This window comes from Zafaria cholistanensis (assembly GCF_008580665.1).
GTDB lineage: Bacteria > Actinomycetota > Actinomycetes > Actinomycetales > Micrococcaceae > Zafaria > Zafaria cholistanensis.
On the sequence record NZ_BKDJ01000009.1, the window covers coordinates 132,850 to 157,292 of the forward strand.

Sequence of the window (24,443 nt, forward strand, 5' to 3'; positions counted from 1 at the left end):
GGATCTCTTGACATCAAGATTTATCTCTACCGTACTTTCCCAATATCTTGATGTCAAGATACCGTGGTGGCCACAGGACCGGCGTGAAGGATCAAGGAGACATGGAGCGGCACATGGATGCGGTGGACGAAATCATCGACGGGTGGCAGCGCGTTATGCCGTCGGAGGACGTCGAGCCGATGGGCGTCTTCAGCCGGATCGGGCGGCTGGCCCAGCGCTTCGACGCCCTGCGCCGCAACGCCCTGGCGGCCCACGGCCTGCAGCTGGGGGACTTCGATGTGCTCTCGGCCATCCGGCGCTGCCCGGACGGTGCCATGACCGCCGGGCAGCTGGCCAAGGAAAACCTGGTCACCTCCGGCACCATGACCAACCGCATCGACCGGCTGGTGGCCCGTGGGCTCGTGGGCCGCTCCGCGGACGTGGCCGACGCGCGCATCGTGCGGGTGCAGCTGCACCCGGAGGGGCAGCGGATCGTCGACGCCGCGTTCGTCGAGCTGTTGCGCATCGAGCACGAACTCCTGGGCTGCATCCGCGACGCCGACCGCCAGCCGCTCGTGGACCGGCTGCGCGAGCTGCTCGCGCGCATCGAGGCCTAGGCGCCCTTGGCCACGGATCAGGCGCGCACCAGCAGGCCGACGGTCTCCATGTGGTGGGTGTGCGGGTAGAGGTCCAGGACGCGCACCTTCTCCAGCCGGTAGCCCTCGCGGGCGAAGTCGGCCAGGTCCCGGGCGAAGGACGCCGGGTCGCAGGAGACGTAGCTGATTCGGGCCGGGCCGGCCTGGGCGATCTGGCGCACGGCCATCTTGCCCGCCCCGGTGCGCGGCGGATCCAGCACGACGCCGTCCAGCTTCCCGTCCCCGCCGGCCTCGGCGCGCTCCTGCAGGGCCCGGGCCAGGGTTTTTTCCACCCGTCCCTGCACCACCTGGGCCTGCGGAACCCCGTGGAGGTTGCGCCGGGCGTCGCGGCTGGTGCCGGGAGCCCCCTCGATGGACAGGACCAGTCCCGCGGCGCCCACCGCCTCGGCCAGCGGGGCGGTGAAAAGCCCCGCGCCGGCATAGAGGTCGGCCAGCCGCTGGCCCGGCCGCGGGTCCAGGTCCTGCAGCACGGCGGCGGCCAGGGTGTCCGCGGCGAGCCGGTGGATCTGCCAGAAGCCCTCCCCCGTGACCCGGTAACTGTGCCCCGCGGCCCGCTCCCCCAGCCAGGTGCGCCCGCGCAGCCGGCGCAGCGTTCCCCGCCCGTCGGAGGCCGAGCCGCCCTTTTGCGTGATGGCGGCCGCGGAGACCCCCTCGGCCAGGCGCTTGGCGGCGCGGTCGGCCAGGCCCGGGGCCCCGCCGTCGTGCTCGACGAACAGCACCAGCGGCGCGCCGCCGTCGGACGGCACGGCGACCTCCACGCGGGCCAGGCCGCGCAGCGGCAGCTCCCACAGGCGCAGCGCGTTCACCGCGTCCACGGCCAGCGGCATCTCGCGCACCGGCACCAGCTCGTTGGAGCGGAAGGCGTTCATTGCCAGCCGGCCCGCCTCATCCACGGAGAAGGCGGCGCGGGTGCGCCAGCCCAGGCCGTCGGCACGTTCGCCGGCAGGAACCTCGACGCCGGCGAAGCCGGCCCCGTCCGGGTCGGTGCGCCCGAGCCGGACGAGCTGTTCGCGGAAGATGCGCCCCTTGAGCTCGCGCTGGTGTCCAAGCTCCGCGTGGCCGAACTCGGCCCCGCCCACGGGTGCCCGCCCCGCGGCGGCCGCGGCCAGGGCGTCCGCCGCGGCCCAGAAGTGCGGGACCCGGTGCTCGGAGGCCTCCAGCACCTCGACAGTGTCGGCCCGCCAGAAGCGGGCCTCCTCGGCGGACTCGGTCAGCCGCGCGCGCACCAGCTCCCCGGGCAGGGCGTGGCGGACGAAGACGACGCGCCCCTCGTGGCGGGCCACGCAGTGGCCGCCGTGCGCGGGCGCGCCGATCCGCAGTTCGACGATGCGCGGTTCGGCAGCGCGCTGGTCGATGGTCGAGTGGGTCATTCAAGGGCCTTTCGCCGGTCTGGGGCGGGGGCGCCCGCGGCGCCCCCGCCGGGTTCGGCCACGGTGTCCGCGCTGGAGGCCAGGCGCCAGGGCACGCTGGCGACCACCACGCCGGGCTCGAAGTGCAGCCGCGCCTTAATGCGCAGCGCCGTCTGGTTGTGGACCAGCTGCTCCCACCAGCGGCCCACCACGTATTCGGGAATGTAGACGACCACGAGGTCGTGTGGGGATTCGCGGCGGATGGCCTTGATGTAGTCCACGATCGGGGCGGCAATCTCGCGGTAGGGCGAGGCCAGCACGGTGATCGGCACCGGCAGCTGGAGCCGGTCCCACGCCTCGAGCGTGCGGGCGGTCTGCTGCGGGTCGATGTCCACGATCACCGCGTCCAGCTTCGAGGGGCGGCTGGCCCGGGCAAAGGCGACGGCGCGCAGCACCGGCTTGCGCAGCGTGGACACCAGGATCAGCGCGTGGACCCGGGAGGGCAGCGCGGTCGCGGCCGAGTCGGGGTCGATCGCCAGGTCGCGGTCGACGGCCTCGTAGTGCCGGTGGATGGAGTCCATGGCCAGGTAGAGCACCCCGATGCCGAGCACGGCCAGCCACGCCCCGTGCGTGAACCGGGTGACCAGGACGATTACCAGCACAATGGCGGTGAGGACGAACCCCACCAGGGTGAGCGCCCGCGAGCGCATCACCCGCAGCCTGACCCGGCGGTCGGCGGTCCCGTTCAGCACCACGCCCCAGTGGCGGAGCATGCCGAGCTGGCTAAGGGTGAAGGAGACGAACACCCCCACCACGTAGAGCTGGACCAGCGAGGCAACGTTGGCCCCGAAGGCCAGGACCAGCGCCAGGGCGGCGATCCCCAGCGCCACGATTCCGTTGCTGAAGCCCAGCCGGTCCCCCCTGGTGCGCAGCTGGCGGGGCATGTAGCCGTCGGCGGCCAGGTGGGAGGTGAGGTTGGGAAAGGAGGTGAAGCTGGTGTGGGCGGCCATCAGCAGGACCAGGACCGTCGCGGCCACGATCAGGTGGAAGGCGGCGCTGCCGGGACCGAAGACCGAGTGGGCCAGCTGCCCCAGCACGGGGTTCTGGATGTAGCCGGGCGGAATCGGCCCCCCGTCCAGCCGCAGGTCCTCGGCCGGGTCCTCGACGACGTGCACGCCGGCGGCCCGGGCCAGGAACATGGTGCCCAGCGTCAGGACGGTGGCCACGGCGCCGATCAGCACCAGGATCCGGCCGGCGTTGCGGGCACGCGGCGGGGCCAGCGTGGGCACGTTGCTGATCGGGGCCTCGATGCCCGTCAGCGCGGCGGAGCCGGTGGAGAACGCGCGCAGCACCAGCAGCGCGCCCAAAAAGCCGGTCAGTCCGGCTTCGTAGCCCTCCTCCGGAACGATCTCGAAACCCGCGCTCGGGGCGCGTCCGAGCGTTCCCGTGGCCGCCGCGAAGCCGCCGACGGCGATCATGGCCAGCAGGGCGCCCACGAAGAAGTAGGTGGGCAGGGCGTTGCCCAGGCGGGAACGGCCCAGGCCGCGCAGGTTCGAGAGCACCAGCAGCACCACGCCCGCCGCCGCCAGCAGCCTCTCGTGTCCGGCCAGGCCGGGCAGCGAGGCGACCACGTAGTGGGCGGCCGAGGAGACGGACACCGCGACGGTGAGTACGAAGTCCACCAACAAAGCGGCCGCGACGGTGGTGCCGGCGGTCGGGCCGAGGTTGACGGAGGCGATCTCGTAGTCGCCCTTGCCGGAGGGGTAGGCCCGTACTGACTGGCGGTAAGAGGAGATGATGACCAGCATCACGGCCATGACGGCGATCCCGACCAGCGGCGACAGGGAGATTGCGGCGACCCCGGCGACCGCCAGGGTCAGCAGCACCTCATCGGGCGCATAGGCCACGGAAGACAGCGCGTTCGAGGAGAGCAGCGGAAAGGCCAGCCGCTTGCGCAGGGGCGCCTGCCTGAGGCGTTCGGTGCGGAACGGCCGCCCGACCAGGACGCGCTTGAGCGCGTCGAGAAACGTCAACACCGGACCACGGTACCCGCGTGCACCGTCCCTGTCATACTCGGGCAGCACCGCGGCACGGTCCGGCCCGTGGCGCGGACACCGGCGTTCCGTGGGAGACTGTGAACCGGACCGAAACCGATCCGGCATCAGGGCCGGGCACCTTACCTTGCACGCATTGGGGGCCGACTGTGGCGCACTTCGTCATCATGGGTTGCGGACGCGTGGGCGTCACGCTCGCCCACACGCTGGACGACGACGGCCACACGGTCGCGATCATCGACCAGGACGAGCGCGCCTTCCGGCGGCTGGGCCGCGGGTTCGCCGGACGCAAGGTCACCGGCGTCGGCTTCGACCGGGACACCCTCGAGCGCGCGGACATCGGCAACGCCTATGCCTTCGCCGCGGTGTCCAGCGGGGACAACTCCAACATCCTGGCCACGCGCGTGGCCCGCGAGACGTACCACGTCCCGCACGTGGTGGCCCGCATCTACGACCCCGGACGGGCGGAGATCTACCAGCGCCTGGGCATCCCCACGGTGGCCGCGGTGCGCTGGAGCGCCGACCAGGTGCTGCGCCGGATCCTTCCCGAACGGGGCATCAAGGGAGACTTCCGGGAGGCCTCCGGCCGCCTGATCCTGGGCGAGGTCGGGGTGCACGACGGCTGGTACGGGCACAGCATCAGCGACATCGAGGACGCCGCCGGGATCCGCGTGGCCTACCTGACCCGGTTCGGCGAGGGCATGCTGCCCACCCGGGAGACCCGCCTGCAGCAGGGGGACATCCTGCACGCCATGATGCCGGTCGCGGCCACCGGGGACATCGACCGCATCCTCTCCGGGGCCCCGGCCCCCACCCCCGAGCCGGCATGAACGCCGCGCCCCAAACGAATACCGCGCACCACATTATGGACACACCTATGGAGCAGCCATGAAGGTCATCATCGCCGGCGCCGGAAGCGTCGGATCCTCCATCGCCAAGGAGCTCCTGGCCCACGGGCATGAGGTCCTGCTCATCGACGAAAAGCCCGAGGTCGTCGGCCGCAGCGGGGTGCAGGGGGCGCGCTGGCTGTTCGGGGACGCCTGCGAGCTGAGCATCCTCAAGGACGCCCACATGGACGAGGTCGACGTCGTCGTCTCCGCCACCGGCGACGACAAGGTGAACCTGGTGGTGTCCCTGCTGGCCAAGAGCGAGTTCGGCGTCGGCCGCACCGTGGGCCGGGTGAACAACCCGAAGAATGACTGGATGTTCGACGACGCCTGGGGCGTGGACGTCGCCGTCAGCACCCCGCGCCTGATGACCGCCCTGGTCGAGGAGGCGGTGGAGGTCGGGGACGTCGTGCGCCTGCTGACCCTGCAGACGGGCGTGGCCTCGCTGGTCTCCTTCACGGTCCCCCACGACGCCCGGCTGATCGGGCGCACGATCGGGCAGGTCCTGTGGCCCGCCGACGCCACCGTGGTGGCGATCCTGCGTGATGAGGCGCCCATCACGCCCAGCCCCGACGACGTGATCGAGGGCGGGGACGAACTGTTCTTCATCTCCACGATCGCCGCCGAGGACGAGTTGCGCGCGGTCCTGCGCCCCGGGGGCGCCCAGCCCCAGGGAAGCCACTCGGAAGCCCCGGGGAAGCCTTAAGGAAGCCCCGGGAAAGCGGTGCAGCTCCTCAAACGCACGGCGCCGGCCACCCGGGGTGGCCGGCGCCGTGCGTTTGAGGAGCGCCTGCGCTGCCGCTCAGCCCTGCCGCTCAGCCCTGCCGCTCAGCCGTGCAGCGCTGCCCGCGCCGCCTCCAGGCGGGCCGGGGCTTCGGCGCGGGCGGCGAGCGCCTGTTCCATGGTGACCTCGTCGAAGTGGGTCACGGTGCCGGGGGCGGCGCGCGCCAGCAGGTCCATGTCCGCGGAGATCACGGTGCCCACCATCGCGTAGCCGCCGCCGGAGACCGCATCGCGGTGCAGCACGATCGGCTGGGTGCCGCCGGGGATCTGGATCGAGCCGACGGCGTATCCGGCATCCACGATGTTGGACGGGTCCGAACCGGCGCCGAAGGGCTGTTCGCGCGGCTTCCAGGCCACGCCGGGCCCGTTGTAGCGCAGGCCCATCCGGTCCGCGACCGGGCTGAGCGTCCAGGCCTCGCCCAGCAGGTTCGCCCGCCCGCCCTCGGTGAGCCGGTGGTCGTAGAGCCCCATCAGCACGCGGATGCGCTGTTCCCTGGCGAAGTCCGGGCGCAGGTCCTCGGGGATTGAGTCCCCGGAGGGCAGCGCGGCCGCCGGGCGCCCCACGGGCAACCGGTCCCCCGCCTTCAGGGCCCGGCCCTGGAAGCCGCCTATGGCCCCAATGACATAGGTGGACCTGGAGCCGAGCACTTCGGGCACGTCGATCCCGCCGCGCACCGCCACGTAGAAGCGGGTGCCGCCGGCAATCACGCCGAAGCTGACGCTGTCTCCGGCGGCCAGCTCCAGCCGCCGCCACTGCCCGCGTTCCTCGCCGTTGACCAGCACGCCCACGGGGGCGCCGGTGACGGCCAGGGTCGTGGGCTCGTCGACGGCGAAGGCCGGGCCCATGTAGGTGCATTCCAGCACCGCCTCAGTGCCGGTATTGCCCACCAGCATGTTGGCCAGCTCGGCGGAGTACTGGTCCATGGACCCGCCCTGCGGGATGCCGACGTTGTAGTGCCCGGTGCGTCCACGGTCCTGCACCGTCGTGGACAGCCCCGGGCTGGTGATCTCAATGCCCATTCAGTGCCTCCAGAATCTTGCGGTTGTACCCCTCGGGGTCGGCCAGGGCGGCGTCCAGGTCGAACGTGACCGGCGCCTGCCGGTAGCGGAAGGTGCCGGCGGCCACCTCGTCCTTGATGCGGCGGTATTCGGCCTCCTCCACCGGGCGGAACTTGACCAGGTCCCCGGGGCGGAAAAAGACCATGAAGTCGGCGAAGTCCTCCAGCCGCTGGGACGGGTCGAAGATCGGGGCCGCCACCACCCCGAACATCTGGTAGCCGCCGGCGCCGCGCACGGAGTAGATGCAGGAGAAGCAGCCACCGTGCCCCAGGGTCAGTTCCGGGGTGTCGGTGCGCGGGCTCAGGTACTTGGGCACCTGCAGCTGCTTCTCCTGCTCCACCAGTTGGAAGAGGAACGGCAGCCCGGCCACGAAGCCGACCATGGAGGCTATCCACGGCTGCTCGTGGTGGCGGCGGATGAATTCGGCGGCATCGGCCAGCCCGTTGACTTTCGCGGCGTAGTCCAGGTCGCTGCCTTCGGGCTCCTGGTGGTAGCCCTCGCGGAAGCGCGCGGCCACCTCGGCGGTGTAGGGGTCCTGGTACCACACCGGGACTTCGATGATGCGCGTCTCCAGGCGTGCCTGCCCGGCGCCCTCGAGCCGGGCCTCCAGCTCCCTGACGCGCTCCTCGAGCACCTCGGGCCTGATGAGGTCCGGGTTGAAGCGGACCAGCAGCGAGGCGTTGGCCGGACAGATGTCCACCACGCCCTCCAGTGCCGCATCGGCCAGGGCGCGGGCCAGCGACATCACCTTGAAATTGGCCGCGAGGCTCATGGCCTCGGAGATTTCGACGAAGAGGAACTCGTCCCCGCCCCAGGTGTAGCGGGCCGGGGCGAGTCCGGCGGCGGTGGTGCTCACAGTGCCTCCAACAGTCCGGGGGTGGTCTCAATGAACTTCGAGTGGTGCTCCACGGCGGCGAATTCGGGGCGGGCCAGCAGTGCCCGGTGCAGCGGGAGGGTGGTTTTGACCCCCTCGATGCGCACCTCCTTCAGCGCGGTGAGCATCGCCGCGATGGCCTGGTCGCGGGTGGCGGCGCTGACCACGAGCTTGGCCAGCATCGAGTCGTAGAACGGAGCCACGGTCGAACCGGCGTCCACGCCGGTGTCCACGCGGATCCCCTCGCCCTCGGGCCAGTGCAGCTCCGAAATGGTTCCCGGCGAGGGGAAGAAGTTGTTCGAGGGGTCCTCGGCGTTCAGCCGCACCTCGATCGCGTGGCCGGTGAAGGTGATGTCCTCCTGGGCCACCGAGAGCCCCTGGCCGGAGGCCACCCGCAGCTGCTCGCGCACCAGGTCCACCCCGGTGATGGCCTCGGTGATCGGGTGCTCGACCTGCAGCCGGGTGTTCATCTCGATGAACGCGGCTTCCTGGGCCACCGGGTCGTAGAGGAATTCGACGGTTCCGGCGCCGCGGTAGCCGCAGCGGCGGGCCAGTTCCACCGAGGAGCTGCGGATCCGCTCGCGCACCGCCTCGGGCAGCTCCGGGGCGGGAGCCTCCTCGATGACCTTCTGGGAGCGGCGCTGCATCGAGCAGTCGCGGTCGCCCAGATGCACGAACACCTCGCCGTCGGCCAGCAGCTGCACCTCGACGTGGCGGGCGTGGGGCACGAAGCGCTCCATGTAGACGGTGGGATCGCCGAAGACCGAGCCGGCCTCGCCGCGGGCCATCCCGATGGCCGCGAGCAGTTCCTCCTCGGTGTCCACGAAACGGATGCCGCGTCCGCCGCCCCCGGCGGAGGCCTTGACCGCGATCGGGAAGCCGATGTCGCGGGCGATGGCCAGCGCGTCGTCTTCCTCGCGCAGCGGCCCCTCGGTGCCGCGCAGCACCGGCACGCCGGCCTCGCGGGCCGCCTCGCGGGCCCGGGACTTGTTGCCCATCATCTCGATCGCCTCCGGCGGCGGACCCACCCAGGCCAGGCCGGCGTCGATAACCTTGCGGGCGAAGGCGGCGTTCTCGGAGAGGAATCCGTACCCCGGGTGCACGGCGTCGGCCCCGGCCTCCAGCGCGGCGGCGATGACCGCCTCGTGGTTCAGGTAGCTGGCGGTGGCCGGGGCCGGACCGATCAGCACGGCCTCGTCGGCGGTGCGGGCGGCAAGCGAGTCCCTGTCCGGCTCGCTCACCACCACCACGGTGGCGATACCCATCTGGCGGGCGGTGCGGATGATCCGCACCGCAATTTCGCCGCGGTTGGCGATCAGCAGCTTCTTCATGCAGCTCAGGCCTCGGTGACGGTGACGAGGACGTCGCCGGGGTTGACCATGCCGGCGTCCTCCACGGCGAAAGAGGCCACCACGCCGGCGACGTCGGACTGCACCTCGGTGAACTGCTTCATGATCTCGACGATGCCCACGGTCTGGCCGACGGCCACCGTGTCACCGACCTGCACGAACGGGTCCTTGCCCGGGCCGGGGCAGCGGTAGAAGACGCCGGGGATGGGGGAAATGATGTCGGCCATGGTGTTTCCTCTTTCGGTTGTGCGTTGTGCGTTATACGTGACGCGCTGCCGCTGGGGTGCGGGCACCCCGCGATGGCGGAGGGGCCGGGGAGGGTCAGGCGCCGCGCGGCCCGACGGCGGCGCGCACCGCGGCGGCCACCTGGGGGGAGTTTGGAGCGTCGGAGTGGACGCAGATGCTGCTGAAGGAGATCTCCAGCTCGGTGCCGTCGGTGGCGAGCACCGGCTGGCCGCCCAGCGCCCGGGCAACGCGGTCGGCCGCGGCGGCCGGGTCGGTGATCTCGGGGCGGCGCTGGATGATCAGGGCCCCGTCGGGCCCGTAGTTCAGGTCCACGTACAGCTCGCCGACAAAGTCCACGCCGAGCTGTTCACACACGCGCTGGTGGGCGGTGCCGGCCAGCCCGAAGAACGGAACCCCGTACTGCTTGGCCACTCCCGCGGCCGCGGCCATGAGTTCCTCGTCGGCGGCGAGCATCCCGTAGAGCGAGCCGTGGGGCTTGATGTGGTTCAGCTCCAGCCCGTGCTTGCCCAGGAAGGCGGTCAGGGCGCCGGTCTGGTAGAGGATGATCGACTCCACCTCGGCAGCGCTCAGCGCCATCCTGCGCCGGCCGAAGCCGACCAGGTCGGGAAGGCCCGGATGGGAGCCGACGGCCACGCCGTGCTCGGCGGCCAGGGCTACGGTCCGGTCCATCTCTTCGGGGTCCCCGGCGTGGTAGCCACAGGCCACGTTCACGACGTCGACCAGCTTGATCAGTTCGGCGTCGTTGCCGAAGCTGTGCAGCCCGATGCCCTCGCCCATGTCGGAATTGACCAGAATTTTCTGCGCCGGTGTGGTCCCGGCTACGTCTGTGGCTCGCATGGTTGCCACCGTATCCTGCGTCACTCGCCAATGTAATTGTGCAATATGCTGAATCCCAGCCAACAAATAATGAATACTGCACGAAAAGGAAGCCGGCCATGCGTGTCCTGGACCTCCTCGACGACCCCGCCTTGGGGCTCGTCCCCCATGTCACGGGCGAGCCCGGTCGGCTTGAGCGGCAGGTGACCTGGTGCGCCCCCACCGAGCACATGGACCCCACCCCGTTCCTGACCGGCAACGCGCTGGTGCTCACCACCGCCATGGGACTGAACTTCCGCGACCACCGCACGTGGGACGCCTATGTGGAGCGGCTGTGCGCGGTGCCGGTTTCCGGGCTCGTGGTGGGCCTGGGGGTCGCCCACCAGCAGATGCCGGAGGGGCTGGTGGTGGCCTGCAGGCAGCACAACCTGCCGCTGCTGGAACTGCCGGCGGCGATCCCGTTCGTGGCCCTGATCGGTGCGGTATGGCAGCGGCTGGGGGCCGAGAGGTTCAGGGAGATCCGCTCCGGATGGGACCTGGCCGACGAGTGCACCCGGCTGGCGGCCGGGGGCGCCTCGCTGAAGGCGGTCCTCGAGCGCATCGGTGCGGCGGTCGATGCCCGCGTCACGATCCTGGACTCCGGGGGCTACGCCTTGGTCAGCGCGGGGAAACCGGGGAGCTCCCCGTCCCGCACCCGGCTGACGCTGCCGGCCGGAGACACCAACCGTTTCCGCCTGCTGATCGAAGGGATGGACCAGACCATCGTGGTGCAGCCGCTGCTGGGCCCGGTAGCCGCGGTGCTGGCGATGCAGCTGGCCCACACCCTGGGCTCGAGTTCGCCGCTGCACTCGCGCGAGGCGGCACGCTTCATCGAGGCGCTCTACCGGCGCGACACGCTCAGCGGCCAGGCCCTGGCCGTCCTGGCCCAGGAGGCCGGGTTCGACGACCAGCCCGGGTGGGGCGCGGTGGTGATTGCCTCCACCGCCCCGCCCGCCGGGGCGGCGACGCCGGACCCGGCCGCCCTGCGGGCCAGCGCCTGGCGCACGCGGGTGAGCCTGGGCGGTATCCACACGACGGTGCGCTTCATGGAGGAGGTCGGCCGCACCACGATCGTCCTGCAGCACGCGCACGACGCGGACGAGCTGCTGACCCACGTGAGCCGCTGGCTTTCCGATGCGCCCCAACTGGCCGTGACCGTGGCCACCGCAGACGGCCTGGACGAGCTCTCGCTGGTGCTGCGCATGGCCCGCCGGCGCCGCGAGGCCGGAGTGCACCGCGCCCCCCGGATGGACCTGTTCTCGGTAGTGGACGGGCTGCCCAGCCGCGGGCTGGGAGCCATGGCCGAAAATCTGCTGGCGCCGCTGCGCGAGGAGTCGGCCGGGTCGCTGGTCGAGACGCTGCGGGCCTACCTGCACCACAGTGGCCACATCCGAAGCGTGTGCGAGGAGCTGTTCATCCACCGCAACACCCTCAGTTACCGGCTGCGCCGGATCGAGGAACTGCTCGGGGCCGACCTCTCCGACGGCCGGCTGCGCGCCGTCCTGCTCCTGGCGCTGGCGATTACCGACCCCCGCAGCGCGGCCGGATAGCCCCGCGGAGCGGCCGGATCACCCCGCAGCGCGGCCGGATCACCGCGCCCTGTCCGCACCGCCGTGCCCGGACCCTGCCCTTGGGACCCCCGCCCCTAGACCCCAGCCCCTGGACCCCAGCCCTGGACTTGGACCTGAACCTGGACCTAGACCCGCGGGCCTTCCGCGGCGGCCACCGGGCGGGAAATCAGCCAGGCCAGCCACAGCCCCATCGCGTACAGCGGCAGGCCCATCACCAGCCGCGCGGCCCCAAGGGCCTGGACCTGGTCGGCGAAGTACAGGGGCAGCTGCACGGCCAGCCGGGCGGCGAACACGGCAACGATCGCCCAGGTCGCGGCCGCGTAGGCGCGCTGGCGGCGCCGGTCCCCGCGCCAGTGGGTGCCCTCCCCGCGGATGAACCCGAAAACCAGGCCCATGAACGGCCAGCGCACCGCAATCGAGAGCAGCATCGCCGTCCCGTAGGCGGCATTGGTGTAGAAGCCCGGGACGTAGTAGTCCTTCGCCTCCCCCGTGCTGCGGGCAACAAGGGCGCAGACCACGACGCCGGCCAGGCCCGCCAGGGCCTGGGTCAGCGGCGTGCGCTGGGCCAGCCGGGCCACGGTGAAGGCGGCGGCGACGGCCAGCGCGGCCACCAGCGAGGGGTTCAGGGCCTGGGTGGCGGTGAAGGCGCTGAGGAACACCACGCCCGGAACGATCGATTCGGCCAGCCCGCGCACGCCTCCAACGGTCCTGAGGACATCGACCTGCCCGTCCTCGGTGCGGTGGAATCCCGCTGCGGCGCGCCGGGCCAGGCCGTCCGCGGCCCCCTGCCCCGGCTGCCCCGTGTGCTCCGGACCCGTGGGCTCCGGCCCCGGCTGCTCCGGCCCCGGATTCCCGCCCGCGTCGGTTCGGTCGTTCATGCCTGGGTCTCCGGTTCGTCGGTTTCGGGAAGGATTTCGTAGCGCGGGTTGAAGATGGTGGGCACGCCGTCCACGGGGGCCACCGTTCCCGCAAAGCGCAGCCGGGTGCCGGCGAAAACCCCGGGCACCCGGCGCTGGCCCACCCAGACCAGCCGCACGCGCGGCACCGGGCGGCGCCGCCCGCCCGGCGGCGCGGGCTCGTCGACCACGCTTGCGGTGTACGCGGGGGCCTGGCTGGCCGGCAGGATCGTGATGTTCTCCACGTAGCCGACCGCCCGGACCCGGCCGCGCGGGGGCAAGGCGTCCAGCCTGGGACAGTCGAGCGGGAGGCCTTCGGGCACCGGTTTCAGCCGATCTCGGAAATCTCCGGACCGCGCTCGGGGGCGGCGGGCGGATCCACGGGTTCCTCGCGGCGGGCCACGGCGCCGGAAGGCACGGTCAGCGGCAGCAGCTCCGCCGGCGGCATGGGTTTGTCCCCGCGCACCACGACCAGCCGGGCGATGCAGTCCTCCAGGCGCCTGGCGGCGGCCGGGTCCAGGACGGCCGGGCCGCCCACCACCCCGCGCAGGAACCAGCGCGGACCGTCAATGCCGATGAAGCGGGCCACCATGTAGCCGGTGGTGCCGTCCGGGGCCTGGGAGGGGACGCGGGCGATCAGCTCCTCGCCGAAGCGCCCGGCCACCCGCTCGGTCTTCCCGCCCTGCTCGGCGATGGAGTTGGCGATCTGCGTCGAGATGCCCGGCCACAGGTCCTCTGACTTCGACGCCGCGAAGACCTGCAGCTGCAGGCGCGACCCGTCCAGTTCCAGCGCCACGGCGATGACCCGCTGGCTGCGGTCCTCCACCTCGAGGCGCAGCTGCATGCCCTCGACGGGCTCCACCAGCAGCGCCCCCAAATCGACGTAGCCGGCGCGGTCGGGGACGTCGTCGGCGTCGTACGGTCCCTCGCCCTGCGGCGTGCGGGCCGCTTCCGCGGCGGGGTTTTCCACCGCGGCGTCGGCGGCGGGCACGGTGGACTTGCGTCGCTTGAAAATCATCGGTTTCTCCTTGCGGAACGGGCCGGCGGGTTGGGCCAGGGCTGCGGGACCGCTAGCGGGCGGACGGGCTGGGGGCGGGGGGCGCCGCGCCGGCGGCCCCCGCGGCGGGGGCCAGGGCGTCCGGCGCCACCGCAGTGGAGCTGCCGGTGGAACCGAAGCCGCCGGTGGAGCCGAAGCCGCCGGCCCCGCGGACCGAGTCCGGAAGCTCGTCCACGGGCACGAAGCGGGCCGTCTCCACCCGCTGGATGACCAGTTGGGCGATACGGTCGCCCCGGCGCAGCGCAATGGGCTCGGTCGCGTCAGTGTTGAGCAACGTCACGCAGATTTCGCCGCGGTAGCCGGCGTCCACCGTGCCGGGGGCGTTGACCACGGTCAGGCCGTGGCGCACGGCCAGGCCCGAGCGCGGGTGCACCAGTCCGACGTACCCGAACGGCAGGGCCAGCGCCACGCCGGTGGGCACCAGGGCGCGTTCGCCCGGGGCCAGCGTGACGTCCCGGCGTGCCCGCAGGTCGGCGCCCGCGTCCCCGGGCTGCGCGTAGCTGGGCGGTTCCAGTCCCGGATCGAGCATCTTCAACTGGACGTCCAACGTGGCGTGGTGCTGCTCAGACATGGGCGCGGTGTTCTCCATAGCGATCGCGGGCGGACTTGCCTCAACTCTAGCCGCCGAAGCCGGGTGCCCCCAACGTGAAAACGCGCGCCCGCACCCCATAAGCTGGGAGGCATGCCCGAACCGCAGCCCCCCTCCACCCCTGCCCCGCTCTTCCAGGAACGCCTCTGGCCGGCCTGGTGGGTCTGGCCCCTCGTGCTGGGCACCGGTGCCGCCGCGTTCGTCGCGCTGGCCCCGATCAGCATCGGCGCCGGCATCGCCAGCGGCACCGTCGTGGCCCTTGCCCTCGCGGTGGCGCTGCTGGTGCAGAGCCCCACCATCACGGTCACGGCGGAGACCCTGCGCGTGGGCCGGGCCTCCATCGAACGCCGCCACATCGGCGCCGTCGACGCGCACCGCGGCGAGGCCGCGACATACCAGCGCGGCCGCGGCCTCAACGGCACCGCCTACCTGTGTCTGCGCGGATGGATCGACCCGGTGGTGCGGATCCAGATCACTGACGAACTCGATGCCACCCCGTACTGGCTGGCCTCCACGCGCCGCCCCGAGGAGCTGTCCGCGGCTTTGGGCGGCAAGGCCGAGGCCGCCACCGAGGCTCCGGCGGCGCAGGCCTAGCGGGCCGCAGGCCACCCTCAATACCAACGACGGCGGGACCGCACCCGAAAAAGGTGCGGTCCCGCCGTCGTTGGTGTGGCAGGCGTGGGTGCCGGGGGCCTAGCCCTCGCAGTCCTTGCAGTAGAACAGGCCGTTCTTCTCCTTGGCGACCTGCGAGCGGTGGCGCACCAGGAAGCAGGAGGCGCAGGTGAACTCGTCGGCCTGGGCCGGAAGCACCCGCACCAGGAGCTCCTCGCCGGAGAGGTCGGCCCCGGGCAGCTCATAGCTGTCCGCCGCCTCCGCCTCGTCCTCGTCGACGACGGCGGACTGCTTGTCGGAGCGCCGGCCCTTCAGCTCTTCGAGGGAATCCTCGCTGAGCTCGTCTTCATTCTTCCGCGGCGCATCGTAGTCGGTCGCCATAGTCTCTTAATCACGCTCCGGTGGTAGCTGCTGGTTGTTCCGGGCAAGTCGACCCCGGTCGGCTTGCGTCCGGGCGGCCTGAATATTTCCCAAGGATGCGGCGGCCTGCGCTGCGCGCAGCGGGTGCCTCCGAAACCCTTCGACGTTCAACGCCGAGGCGGGCCGTTTTGTGCCCGTGACGCACAGATTGTTCACCATGGGGGCGAAAAAATCCAATCCTTTCCGCCCGGTGTGGCGGCCGTCTCCCGGGGCATTCGGACCGATCCGCGCCACACCAAGCAATACCGTAGGAAATCGGGGACCGGGATGGCAGAGTCTCCAGCAGTACAAGACGGACGTGTTGGAGGGAATCATGCGTCAACTCCGGCTGGTGGGTGTCCACGAGGACGGCGAGCAACTGCTGTTAAGCGGCGAGGACGGGGCCAGCTTCGCGCTGCGCATCGACGAGGCGCTGCGTTCCGCGGTGGTCCGTCCGATCGGCCGCCCCGCCGCCGGGCAACCGGCCCAACACCTTTCTCCGCGCGAGATCCAGGCGCGCATCCGTGCCGGCGCCACGGCCGAAGAGGTCTCCGCCGCGTCCGGGGTGCCGCTGGCCAACGTGCTGCGCTACGAGGGCCCGGTACGGGCCGAGCGCGAGTTCATGGCCGCACAGGCCCGCGCCGTGGAGGTCAGCGGCCCGCAGGGGCACGAGGGCTACCGCGCCGCGTTCGGCGAGGAGCCGGCAAACCTTGGCGGGATGGTGGCTTTCCGGCTGCGCTCCTTCGGGGTTGATCCGGCCGCCGTCGAATGGGACGCCTGGCGCGCCGCCGACGGGACCTGGGAGGTGGTGGCCGCCTTCGAGCTCTCCGCCGGGGACAGCCGGACCAACATCGGTGAGGAACCGCCCGCCCGCTGGACCTACCATCCGGGGCGCAAGCTGCTGCAGAACCGCAACCGCTGGGCCCAGGTGCTCAGCGAACTGGAGCCGTTGGACCTGCCGCTGCACGGGCGCCGGCTGACGGCGGTGGCCGACCGCCCGTTCGACTTCGAGGTGGACGCGGACGAGGAGGCCCTCCAGGTTTCGGGCCTGGACCCCGAGGAGCTCCTGGAGGTCCTGCGCATGCGCCGGGGCCAGCGCTTGGGCACCGACGAGGAGGCCGACGACACGCTGGCCATGCTGCTCGCCCAGGGCGGGATCCCGGCGGCGCACCCGCGCGGGGGATCCGAGGGCGAGCTCCCCGAGGACGGGGCCCGCTTCGGCTTCGTCCCCGCCGGCCCGGAGGGCGCCGAAGCGGAGGGCCCGGAGCCGATGGACCTGGCCGCGGCCGAACTGGACGATGACGGGCTCCCCCGCCTGTACGACGGGGTGAGCACCCGCACCAGCGAGTTCACCCTGGTGCCGGGCCTGCGCGCGGTGCCCCCGCACGTGGACGACGAACTGCTCGACGAACTCGCGGAGAGCGGCCCCCAGGCCGACCAGGATCCGCAGCCGCGCAAGTCGCGGCCCAAGCGCTCCTCCGTCCCCAGCTGGGACGAGATCGTTTTCGGACGCAAGCCGGACTAGCGGCTCCACCGGACCGGGCAGGCTTCAGCGGACCGGGCAGGCAGCGCCTAACGGTCCGTCCGGCTCCCGGCCCGGTCCTGGCCTGTTGTTGGCCTGGTTTAGGCCGGGTTCCGTCCCGGGGGTCCGGCTAGCGCGGCAGCGCGAGCGTCAGCAGCGGAACCTCGCGCTCGGCGCGGGTCATTGACCCGTGCTGGCCGACCATCTCGAACGCCTGCGCGCTGACCCGGCGGCCGTCGTAGAGGGCGATCTCCGCGGAGGCGAGGACCAGCAGGTCGCCGATGCGCGCTTCCATGGCCGCGTCGGTCCGGCCGAAAAGCCCGTGGGCCACCGCCTCGTCACGGGTCAGGATCCAGGCGCGGGTGCCGAATTCGGCCTTCCAGCGTTCGGCGACCCGGGCACGCACCTCCGCTCCGGCGTCGGGCGCGAAATGCAGCTGCACCGCGCGGGGCTCCCCCGCGGTCAGCTCGACGCCCTCCAGCAGGTCCGGGTAGGTGGAGTAGTCGATGCGCTGGCGCGGTGCGACATCCACCATGCCGTGATCGGCGGTGAGCAGCAGCAGCGTGCCGGCGGGCAGGCGGCCGGCGAGGGTGCGCATGGCGGCATCAAGCTCCTCGAGCTGCTCGCCCCACTCGCGCGAGCCGGCCCCGTAGCGGTGCCCCGCCTTGTCGAGCTCGTTCCAGTACAGGTACATCAGCACCTTCCCGTGGCGCGGCAGGATCTCCTGCGCCGCCCGCACGCGGGCCTGGGGGGTTTGCGCGCCGACGAATTCCCCGCCGCGCAGTGCGGCGGCGGTCAGCGAGGAGCCCTCGAACTGGGGCAGGGACACCGTGGCGACGTGCACGTGCTCCTGGGCGCGTTCGAACACCGTCGGGTGGGGCTGCCAGGCGCGCGGGTCCAGGTCCTCGGGCCAGCCGCCGAGCATGTTCACCACGCGGCGGCCCTGCGGGTCCAGGGCGTCATAGCCGACGATCCCGTGCCGGCCCGGCGGCAGGCCGGTGCCGAGCGAGGCGATCGAGGCCGCGGTCGTGGTCGGGAACGCGGCCGAGAGCGTGCGCGAGCCGGCGGACATGCTGCGCAGGAACGGGGCGTGTCCGCCGCGCGACTTCAGCAGCGACTTGCCCAGTCCGTCGACCATCACCACGCAGATGCGCCGGGCTGCGGGCAGGCCCAGCGAGTTCTCAAAACCGGGGACGCCCAAGACGGCCGCGGCGCTGGGCAGCAGTTCGGCCAGGGTCGCGCTGCCATAGGGCGGGGCGGCGGGCAGCGGCTGGGCGTTCGTCCGGGCGGTTTCGGCCACGGATCAGCCCTGGTGGTGTCCGCGGATAAAGCGGGGAGCCACGCGCGCGGGACGGGTTTCGGGCTGCCAGCGCGGCTCGGCCGGGTTACCGGCGCTGAGCTTGCGCAGCGCGCGGGCGAAGTGGCGGGCATCCTCGACGGCCTGCATGCCGTCGGCCTCGGCGCTGATGCGGACCACCAGGTCTTCCTGCTGCAGGGTGCCGGTGTAGCCGTGGTCGGAATCGCACTGCGGGTCGGCGCACCCGGCCGGGGCGAGGTCCAGGCGCTGCCCCCCGGACCACGCGATCCCCAGGCTCACCTCGCGGACCTTGTCGGTGGAGCGGTAGTTCTGCGGCTGGTGGTACATGTAGCTCAGCACCACGGAACCGATCCGGGCCACCGGCACGGTTTCGGTGGAGACCTGGGCCATCATGTCCTCGCCGAGTTCATCCAGCTGCTGGTCGTCGACGTGGGCGACCACCAGGGCGTCGGCGGTGAGCACCAGGGCGGTGACGTGCCGGTGGACCTCGGTGCGGTCGAAGTGCGTTTCGAGGTGAATCAGGTGGGCCAGCGGCTCGCGCCCGTCGAGGGCGTCCTCAAGGACGTCCGCCACGAGGCGGGGATAGAATCCGGCCCGGTCGAGGGCACTGTGGAGGTCGCGGCCAGGGGCCGAGGCGCGGGAGATCATGCCCCCAGTCTACTTTCCTCCGGGACCGCGGGGCGCCGCCGGGCGTCCCGCCCCGGCGCCGGACCCTATCCGGCCCCGGGCGCCAGGCCGCCCCAGGCGGACAGGGCGCGCCGGGCGCTGTCCGTGCGGACCTCGGGGTTTCCGAGCCGGACGTCCGCGGAGAGCACCGTGATTCCGTCTCCGGAGACCATCACCGGGTTGAATTCGAGCAGCGCGACCTCCGGGTGGTGGTCCTTGAGCGTGGCGACCCGGTTGATGAGGTCCTCGAGCGCGGCGATGTTCACCGCGGGCAGCCCCTGGTAGCCGAAAAGCTTGCGGGCCGCCCGGGGGGAACGCACCAGTTCGGCCAGGTCGGTGGTGGACAGCGGCGGGATCGCGTGGGCCCAGTCGCCGAGCAGGTTCACGGCGTCCCCTGCCAGGCCGAAAGAGAGCAGCGGACCCAGCAGCGGGTCCTCGAGCCCGCGCACCACGCACCCCTGCCCGGAAGGGGCCATGGCCTGGACCTCGAGCCCGCCGGCCCCTGCCGCGGCCAGCACCTGGCGCATGTGGCGGATGTTTCCGCGCAGCGAGGCCTCGTCGATGATGTTCAGCCGCACCCCGCCCAGGTCCAGGCGGTGGCGCAGGTGCTGGTCGGTGGTCTTCAGCGCCACCGGCCACCCGAGCCGCTCGGCGGCGGCAACGGCCTGGTCCTCGGTGTCGAACGGCACGGACTCGAGTACGCGGATGCCGTAGCAGGCCAGCAGTTCGGCGGCTCCGGCCGCATCCAGGGTCAGCAGTTCGGCGCCGCTGATGCGGGCCAGGTGGGCGGCCACCAGGTCCTCGGCGCGGTCCTTGTCGATGCCGGCCGGTTCCACCGTTTCGCCGAAGTCGCGCCGGCGCCACTGGGCATAGCGCACGACGGAGGCCAGGGCGGCGATCGCGTTGCCCGGGCTTGAGTAGGCCGGCACGGTGGCCGGCGGGCCCGCCTCGGCGACCGGGCCGCCGTCGGGCCCGGGGCGTTCCTGGTCCAGGTCTTCCCGGTGGGGGCCTTCCTGCAGGAGGGCGGCGGACTCCGCCGGGGGCTCGGTGCCGACGTGGAATAGCCCCTCGGTGGGGACGGAGGCGTCGAGGATGCCGGCAAACACGGCTAGGACCGGCTTGCCCGCCCGGGCCCCGCAGCGGCCCACCGCGTCGGCGAGCGCCTCAAGGGTGGCGCCCCGGGCCGGCAGCAGGATCACGACCGCCGAATGGACCTCGGAGCGGGCGAGGACGTCATCCAGCAGCGCGCCGAGCCGGGACAGGGCCTGGGACTGGCCGCCGTCCAGGTCCAGCCCGGTCTCCAGCGCGGCGACGGTGAGGCCGTGGCGCTCGGCGTTGTCCGCCAGCACCCGGCCCAGCGCGGCCGAATTGGCGACCAGCCCCACGCCGCCGCCGGCCGGCAGCGGCTGGCTGGCCACGATCTGGGCCACATCCATCAGTTCCTCGTTGGTCGCCACGCGGATGACCCCGGACTGCTGCAGCATCGCGTCCACCGCCTCGCGGGGGGCCTGGGTGGTGCGCACGGCGTGGCCCGGCGGCAGGCGCAGCCCGGTGACGTCGGACTTGGCCACGATGACGGGCTTGTTGCGGGACAGCCGGCGGGCTATGCGGGAGAACTTGCGCGGGTTGCCGAAGGATTCCAGATACAGGCCGACCGCGGAAGTGGCCGGGTCGTCCTCCCAGAACTGCATGGCGTCGTTGCCGGACACGTCCGCGCGGTTGCCCACGGAAACGACGCTGGAGACCCCGAGGTTGCGGCGGCTGCAGGCGGCGTAGAGCAGGACCCCGATCGCGGCCGACTGGCTGAACAGGCCCAGGGACCCCCGCTGGGGCATGCCGGGGGCGACGGAGGCATTGAGGCGGACCGCGGGATCGGTGTTGATCAGCCCCAGCGAGGCCGGGCCGACCACCCGCATCCCGTTGGCGCGGGCGGCACGGACCAGTTCGCGCTGGCGGGCCAGCCCGTCGCCTCCCTCGGCGAAGCCCCCGGTGATCACCAGCAGGCCCTTGGCGCCGGCGGCGGCGCAGTCGGCGACGAGGCCCGGGATCTCCTCCTTGGGCACGGTCAGGACCGCCAGGTCCACCGGTCCGGGCACCTCGGCCAGGGTGGCGTAGGAGCGCACCCCGGCCACCTCCAGGGCTTCGGGGTTGATTCCATAGACGGCCCCGGTGAAGCCGCCCTCAAGGATGCCGGTGAGCACGGTTTGGCCGATACTCCCCCAGGTGCGGCTGGCCCCGATGACGGCGACGGAGCGCGGGGCCAGCAGGTCCCCGAGGCTGCGGGCCTCGGCACGGTGCTCGCGGGACTCCATCACGGCCCGGGAGCGGTCCGTGGGGTCGATGGCGAACTCGACCATCACCACGCCGTCGTCGAAGTGCCGGCGGACCTCGTAGCCGGCCTCGGCGAAAACGGCCAGCATCTTGCGGTTCTCCGGCAGCACTTCGGCGCTGAAGCGTTCGATCCCGCGCTCGCGGGCGGCGGCGGCGAGGTGCTCAAGCAGGATCGAACCCACGCCCATGCCCTGGTACTGGTCCGAGATGTTGAAGGCGACCTCGGCCTCCTCCGGGTCCTCGAGCCGGTCGTAGCGGCCGATCCCGACGATCGCGCCGCTGCGTTCGACGACGAGCGCCACCCGGTCCACGTGGTCGACCTCGGTGAAGCGCTTGAGTTCGGCCGGGGTGAGCCGGGACTTGTAGGTGAAGTAGCGCAGGTAGATCGAGGTCTCAGACTGGCCGGCGTGGAAGCGCTCCAGCGCCGCGGCGTCCTCGGGCCGGATGGGGCGCAGATGCGCCGTCGAACCGTCCCGCAGCACGACATCTGCTTCCCAGCGGGCCGGATATTCGCCCCGAACGCGTCCATCCACCATAGGCTTAGCCTAACGGCCTCCCGGCGTCGCCGGCCGCCCCTCCGTTCCCGGGCGGCGCGGCGCACCGCACCAGGCCCGTCCAGCCGCCGGCTGGACGACAACGATTTTCGAGGACCCGATACCAAGCATGGCCCGCAGGCAGAACACCCCGCCCCCCGCAGACTTCACGGAAAACATCGTCGACATCGACGTGACCAACGAGATGGAAGGGTCATTCCTGGAGTACGCGTACTCCGTGATCTATTCGCGCGCGCTGCCCGATGCCCGCGACGGGCTGAAGCCGGTGCAGCGGCGCATCCTGTACATGATGACCGAGATGGGCCTGCGCCCGGACCGCGGCCACGTCAAGAGCGCCCGCGTGGTGGGCGAGGTGATGGGCAAGCTGCACCCGCACGGAGACACCGCGATCTACGACGCCATGGTGCGCCTGGCCCAGGACTTCTCCCTGCGCCTGCCGCTGATCGATGGCCACGGCAACTTCGGTTCGCTCGACGACGGCCCCGCCGCCCCCCGCTACACCGAGGCCCGCATGGCCGCCCCGGCGATGGCCATGACCGACAACCTCGGCGAGGACGTCGTGGACTTCGTCCCCAACTACGACAACCAGCTCCTGCAGCCGGACGTGCTGCCCGCCGCGTTCCCGAACCTTCTGGTCAACGGCACCACGGGCATCGCCGTGGGGATGGCCACCAACATGGCCCCGCACAACCTCGGCGAGGTGGTCGCCGCCGCCCGGCACCTGGTCGCCAACCCGGACGCCACGCTCGAGGACATCATGGGCTTCGTGCCCGGACCCGACCTGCCCACCGGCGGCACGATCGTGGGCCTGGACGGAATCCGCGACGCCTACGCCACGGGGCGCGGCTCCTTCAAGACCCGGGCCAAGGTGGCGCTGGAGCAGATCAGTGCCCGCCGCAGCGGCCTGGTGGTGACCGAACTGCCCTACATGGTCGGCCCGGAAAAAGTCATCGAGAAGATCAAGGACGCGGCGAACTCCAAGAAGCTGCAGGGCATTGCCGACGTGGTGGACCTCACCGACCGCAAGAACGGCCTGCGCCTGGTGATCGAACTGAAGAACGGCTTCAATCCGAACGCCGTCCTGCAGCAGCTCTACAAGCTGACCCCGCTGGAGGATTCCTTCGGCATCAACAACGTGGCGCTGGTGGAGGGCCAACCGCGGACGCTGGGCCTGCTGGAGCTGCTGCGGGTGTACGTCGGGCACCGCCTCGACGTCGTGCGCCGGCGCACCGCCCACCGGCTGGGACGCAAGAAGGACCGCCTGCACCTGGTCGAGGGCCTGCTGGTCGCCATCGTCGACATCGACGAGGTGATCCGGATCATCCGCGACTCGGATGAGTCCGCGGCCGCGCGCGAGCGCCTGATGCGGGTCTTCGACCTTACCGAGATCCAGGCCAACCACATCCTGGAGCTGCGCCTGCGCCAGCTGACCCGGTTCTCCCGGATCGAGCTGGAGAAGGAACAGGAGCAGCTGCGCCAGGACATCGCCGGGCTCGAGTCGATCCTGGGTTCGGACGCGCTGCTGCGCGAGGTGGTCTCGACGGAACTGGCGGAGGTCGCCGAGCGCTTCGCGACCCCCCGCCGGACCGTGCTCCTGGAAACCGACGGGGCCGCCCCGCTGAAGGGCACCGTCATGCCGGCGCCGGAGGGCAGCGGCACCAAGGCGCCGCTGGCGCTGGAGATCGCCGACGATCCGTGCTGGGTGCTGCTTTCGGCGTCCGGGCAGCTGGCCCGCACCGGCACGCGCGATCCCCTGTCCGACGCCGGGGGGCGGGTCAAGCACGACGTCCTGGTCTCCGTGGTGCCCACCAGTGCGCGCGGCGAGATCGGCGCGGTCACCTCCGCGGGGCGCATGCTGCGCCTGCAGGTGGTGGACATGCCGCTGCTGGCCCCGGCCTCCGGCTTCCCGCTGCTGGCCGGCGGGGTGCCCGTGGGCGAGTTCGTCCAGCTGGCCAAGGGCGAGACGGTGGTGGGAATGGTGCCGCTGGATGCCGTCTTCGCGCTGGGCACCGCGCAGGGCACCGTCAAGCGGGTGGCCCCGGACTACCCGCTGAACCGCGACGAGTGGGAGGCGATCACGCTCAAGCCCGGGGACCGGGTGCTGCACGCGGCGGTGGCCCCGGACGGGACGGACCTGGTGTTCGTTTCCGCCCAGGCGCAGCTGCTGCGCTACGCGGCCTCCGTGGTGCGCCCGCAGGGCCGCGCCGCGGGCGGGATGGCCGGCATCAAGCTGGCCGCCGGCGATGAGGCGATCTTCTTCGGGGTGACGGCGGAGGAGGACCCGGATGCCGTGGTGGTCACCGTGGCCACCGGGGCGGAGACCCTCACCGGTTCGGCCGCGGGCACGGTGAAGGTGACCCCGCTGTCCGAGTATCCGGCCAAGGGCCGGGCCACCGGCGGCGTGCGCGCCCACCGCTTCCTCAAGGGCGAGGAGAGGCTCTTCCTCGCCTGGGCCGGGCACGGCCCGGCGAAGGCCGCGTCCGCAGCCGGCGTCGCCCGGGCCCTGCCCACCGAGCACGGCCGGCGCGACGGGTCCGGCGTACCGCTGGCGCAGTCCGTCGCCGCGGTCGGTCCGGCCCTCGGCGGGACCCCCTCCGTGTCCGCCGCATCCGTCCCTGCCCCGTCCGTGCCCGCCGCGCCCCGCGCCTCCGGATCCCGAGCCTCCGGATCCCGAGCCTCCGGATCCCGAGCCTCCGGATCCCGCGCCGCCGCACCGCGTGTGGCGCCGGATCCGGAGACCGAGGCCAAGCCGTTCGGGCAGGTGGCGGACACCAGTTCCGGCGATGGGACGCTCTTCGACTAGTCCCCCGGTACACGGCTCATGGCAGGCCCGCGCC

The 24,443-nt window shown here is 72.1% G+C and carries 21 protein-coding genes and 1 pseudogene; 7 read left to right on the plus strand and 15 right to left on the minus strand.

The window, feature by feature from the left end:
- Positions 1–101 precede the first annotated feature (101 nt).
- The gene (locus NCCP_RS10010; protein WP_225873780.1) at positions 102–596 is read left to right on the plus strand and encodes a MarR family winged helix-turn-helix transcriptional regulator; all 495 of its coding nucleotides are present in this window, start codon (positions 102–104) and stop codon (positions 594–596) included.
- A 17-nt stretch (positions 597–613) separates the two neighbouring features.
- On the opposite strand, the gene NCCP_RS10015 is transcribed toward NCCP_RS10010, so the two are convergent.
- Both NCCP_RS10015 and NCCP_RS10020 read right to left on the minus strand, forming a co-directional pair.
- A complete protein-coding gene (locus tag NCCP_RS10015) occupies positions 614–2,005 on the minus strand; it encodes a class I SAM-dependent RNA methyltransferase (protein ID WP_149957101.1) in 1,392 nt (463 codons plus the stop codon).
- Positions 2,002–4,020 (minus strand): APC family permease, encoded by a 2,019-nt coding sequence (locus tag NCCP_RS10020; protein WP_225873781.1) that lies wholly within the window; start codon positions 4,018–4,020, stop codon positions 2,002–2,004. Before NCCP_RS10020 ends, NCCP_RS10015 begins: the two co-directional genes overlap by 4 nt.
- 167 nt (positions 4,021–4,187) lie before the next feature.
- Between NCCP_RS10020 and NCCP_RS10025 the strand changes: the two genes are divergently transcribed.
- Together NCCP_RS10025 and NCCP_RS10030 are read left to right on the plus strand one after the other, a co-directional pair.
- The gene (locus NCCP_RS10025) at positions 4,188–4,868 is read left to right on the plus strand and encodes a potassium channel family protein (protein WP_149957103.1); all 681 of its coding nucleotides are present in this window, start codon (positions 4,188–4,190) and stop codon (positions 4,866–4,868) included.
- Between the two features lie 58 nt (positions 4,869–4,926).
- Entirely contained in the window at positions 4,927–5,631 is a 705-nt protein-coding gene (locus NCCP_RS10030) for a potassium channel family protein (protein WP_149957104.1), read from the plus strand.
- Positions 5,632–5,753: 122 nt separating this feature from the next.
- On the opposite strand, the gene NCCP_RS10035 is transcribed toward NCCP_RS10030, so the two are convergent.
- The 5 genes from NCCP_RS10035 to pxpA all read right to left on the minus strand — a co-directional run bounded on the left by NCCP_RS10035 (position 5,754) and on the right by pxpA (position 10,073).
- Complete coding sequence (locus NCCP_RS10035) at positions 5,754–6,728, minus strand: 5-oxoprolinase subunit C family protein (RefSeq protein WP_149957105.1); 975 nt, start codon at positions 6,726–6,728, stop codon at positions 5,754–5,756.
- Positions 6,718–7,623: a 5-oxoprolinase subunit B family protein gene (locus tag NCCP_RS10040; protein WP_149957106.1), complete on the minus strand. Its 906-nt coding sequence runs from the start codon at positions 7,621–7,623 to the stop codon at positions 6,718–6,720. Before NCCP_RS10040 ends, NCCP_RS10035 begins: the two co-directional genes overlap by 11 nt.
- Entirely contained in the window at positions 7,620–8,972 is a 1,353-nt protein-coding gene (locus NCCP_RS10045; protein WP_149957107.1) for an acetyl-CoA carboxylase biotin carboxylase subunit, read from the minus strand. The genes NCCP_RS10040 and NCCP_RS10045 overlap by 4 nt, the downstream gene beginning before the upstream one ends.
- 5 nt (positions 8,973–8,977) lie before the next feature.
- Positions 8,978–9,217 carry an acetyl-CoA carboxylase gene (locus tag NCCP_RS10050; RefSeq protein ID WP_149957108.1) on the minus strand — a complete coding sequence of 80 codons (240 nt, stop codon included), beginning with the start codon at positions 9,215–9,217 and terminating at the stop codon, positions 8,978–8,980.
- 94 nt (positions 9,218–9,311) lie between these two features.
- Entirely contained in the window at positions 9,312–10,073 is a 762-nt protein-coding gene (pxpA, locus tag NCCP_RS10055; RefSeq protein WP_149957109.1) for a 5-oxoprolinase subunit PxpA, read from the minus strand.
- 98 nt (positions 10,074–10,171) lie between these two features.
- Here pxpA and NCCP_RS10060 point away from each other — a divergent pair, with 98 nt between their 5' ends.
- Positions 10,172–11,641 (plus strand): PucR family transcriptional regulator, encoded by a 1,470-nt coding sequence (locus NCCP_RS10060; RefSeq protein WP_149957110.1) that lies wholly within the window; start codon positions 10,172–10,174, stop codon positions 11,639–11,641.
- Positions 11,642–11,787: 146 nt separating this feature from the next.
- Here NCCP_RS10060 and NCCP_RS10065 read toward each other — a convergent pair whose 3' ends face one another.
- The 4 genes and pseudogenes from NCCP_RS10065 to dut form a co-directional block, all read right to left on the minus strand.
- Positions 11,788–12,540 (minus strand): DUF3159 domain-containing protein, encoded by a 753-nt coding sequence (locus NCCP_RS10065; protein ID WP_149957111.1) that lies wholly within the window; start codon positions 12,538–12,540, stop codon positions 11,788–11,790.
- A complete protein-coding gene (locus tag NCCP_RS10070) occupies positions 12,537–12,881 on the minus strand; it encodes a hypothetical protein (protein ID WP_149957112.1) in 345 nt (114 codons plus the stop codon). Before NCCP_RS10070 ends, NCCP_RS10065 begins: the two co-directional genes overlap by 4 nt.
- A gap of 5 nt (positions 12,882–12,886) precedes the next feature.
- The gene (locus NCCP_RS10075; protein WP_149957113.1) at positions 12,887–13,576 is read right to left on the minus strand and encodes a DUF3710 domain-containing protein; all 690 of its coding nucleotides are present in this window, start codon (positions 13,574–13,576) and stop codon (positions 12,887–12,889) included.
- A gap of 145 nt (positions 13,577–13,721) precedes the next feature.
- Positions 13,722–14,204 (minus strand): annotated as a pseudogene (dut, locus tag NCCP_RS10080) (dUTP diphosphatase); the annotation flags it as partial.
- Positions 14,205–14,297: 93 nt separating this feature from the next.
- On the opposite strand from dut, the gene NCCP_RS10085 reads away from it, so the two are divergent.
- The gene (locus tag NCCP_RS10085; RefSeq protein WP_149957115.1) at positions 14,298–14,798 is read left to right on the plus strand and encodes a DUF3093 domain-containing protein; all 501 of its coding nucleotides are present in this window, start codon (positions 14,298–14,300) and stop codon (positions 14,796–14,798) included.
- Between the two features lie 99 nt (positions 14,799–14,897).
- Here NCCP_RS10085 and NCCP_RS10090 read toward each other — a convergent pair whose 3' ends face one another.
- Complete coding sequence (locus NCCP_RS10090) at positions 14,898–15,197, minus strand: DUF4193 domain-containing protein (RefSeq protein ID WP_149957116.1); 300 nt, start codon at positions 15,195–15,197, stop codon at positions 14,898–14,900.
- 352 nt (positions 15,198–15,549) lie between these two features.
- Here NCCP_RS10090 and sepH point away from each other — a divergent pair, with 352 nt between their 5' ends.
- Positions 15,550–16,740 carry a septation protein SepH gene (gene sepH / locus NCCP_RS10095; protein WP_149957117.1) on the plus strand — a complete coding sequence of 397 codons (1,191 nt, stop codon included), beginning with the start codon at positions 15,550–15,552 and terminating at the stop codon, positions 16,738–16,740.
- 127 nt (positions 16,741–16,867) lie between these two features.
- On the opposite strand, the gene NCCP_RS10100 is transcribed toward sepH, so the two are convergent.
- The 3 genes from NCCP_RS10100 to NCCP_RS10110 form a co-directional block, all read right to left on the minus strand.
- Complete coding sequence (locus NCCP_RS10100) at positions 16,868–18,037, minus strand: alkaline phosphatase family protein (protein ID WP_149957118.1); 1,170 nt, start codon at positions 18,035–18,037, stop codon at positions 16,868–16,870.
- 3 nt (positions 18,038–18,040) lie between these two features.
- Entirely contained in the window at positions 18,041–18,703 is a 663-nt protein-coding gene (locus NCCP_RS10105) for a DUF5998 family protein (RefSeq protein WP_225873782.1), read from the minus strand.
- 65 nt (positions 18,704–18,768) lie between these two features.
- A complete protein-coding gene (locus NCCP_RS10110) occupies positions 18,769–21,588 on the minus strand; it encodes a bifunctional acetate--CoA ligase family protein/GNAT family N-acetyltransferase (protein WP_149957119.1) in 2,820 nt (939 codons plus the stop codon).
- A gap of 127 nt (positions 21,589–21,715) precedes the next feature.
- Between NCCP_RS10110 and NCCP_RS10115 the strand changes: the two genes are divergently transcribed.
- Complete coding sequence (locus tag NCCP_RS10115; RefSeq protein ID WP_149957120.1) at positions 21,716–24,409, plus strand: DNA topoisomerase (ATP-hydrolyzing); 2,694 nt, start codon at positions 21,716–21,718, stop codon at positions 24,407–24,409.
- Positions 24,410–24,443 lie beyond the last annotated feature (34 nt).

What these genes read in the sequence shown, in the direction of transcription:
- NCCP_RS10010 (WP_225873780.1), top strand. Translation starts at nt 102, where the DNA reads ATGGAGCGGCACATGGATGCGGTGGACGAAATCATCGACGGGTGGCAG.
- NCCP_RS10015 (WP_149957101.1), bottom strand. Translation starts at nt 2,005, where the DNA reads ATGACCCACTCGACCATCGACCAGCGCGCTGCCGAACCGCGCATCGTC.
- NCCP_RS10030 (WP_149957104.1), top strand. Translation starts at nt 4,927, where the DNA reads ATGAAGGTCATCATCGCCGGCGCCGGAAGCGTCGGATCCTCCATCGCC.
- NCCP_RS10035 (WP_149957105.1), bottom strand. Translation starts at nt 6,728, where the DNA reads ATGGGCATTGAGATCACCAGCCCGGGGCTGTCCACGACGGTGCAGGAC.
- NCCP_RS10045 (WP_149957107.1), bottom strand. Translation starts at nt 8,972, where the DNA reads ATGAAGAAGCTGCTGATCGCCAACCGCGGCGAAATTGCGGTGCGGATC.
- NCCP_RS10050 (WP_149957108.1), bottom strand. Translation starts at nt 9,217, where the DNA reads ATGGCCGACATCATTTCCCCCATCCCCGGCGTCTTCTACCGCTGCCCC.
- pxpA (WP_149957109.1), bottom strand. Translation starts at nt 10,073, where the DNA reads ATGCGAGCCACAGACGTAGCCGGGACCACACCGGCGCAGAAAATTCTG.
- NCCP_RS10060 (WP_149957110.1), top strand. Translation starts at nt 10,172, where the DNA reads ATGCGTGTCCTGGACCTCCTCGACGACCCCGCCTTGGGGCTCGTCCCC.
- NCCP_RS10065 (WP_149957111.1), bottom strand. Translation starts at nt 12,540, where the DNA reads ATGAACGACCGAACCGACGCGGGCGGGAATCCGGGGCCGGAGCAGCCG.
- NCCP_RS10075 (WP_149957113.1), bottom strand. Translation starts at nt 13,576, where the DNA reads ATGATTTTCAAGCGACGCAAGTCCACCGTGCCCGCCGCCGACGCCGCG.
- NCCP_RS10085 (WP_149957115.1), top strand. Translation starts at nt 14,298, where the DNA reads ATGCCCGAACCGCAGCCCCCCTCCACCCCTGCCCCGCTCTTCCAGGAA.
- NCCP_RS10090 (WP_149957116.1), bottom strand. Translation starts at nt 15,197, where the DNA reads ATGGCGACCGACTACGATGCGCCGCGGAAGAATGAAGACGAGCTCAGC.
- sepH (WP_149957117.1), top strand. Translation starts at nt 15,550, where the DNA reads ATGCGTCAACTCCGGCTGGTGGGTGTCCACGAGGACGGCGAGCAACTG.
- NCCP_RS10105 (WP_225873782.1), bottom strand. Translation starts at nt 18,703, where the DNA reads ATGATCTCCCGCGCCTCGGCCCCTGGCCGCGACCTCCACAGTGCCCTC.
- NCCP_RS10110 (WP_149957119.1), bottom strand. Translation starts at nt 21,588, where the DNA reads ATGGTGGATGGACGCGTTCGGGGCGAATATCCGGCCCGCTGGGAAGCA.
- NCCP_RS10115 (WP_149957120.1), top strand. Translation starts at nt 21,716, where the DNA reads ATGGCCCGCAGGCAGAACACCCCGCCCCCCGCAGACTTCACGGAAAAC.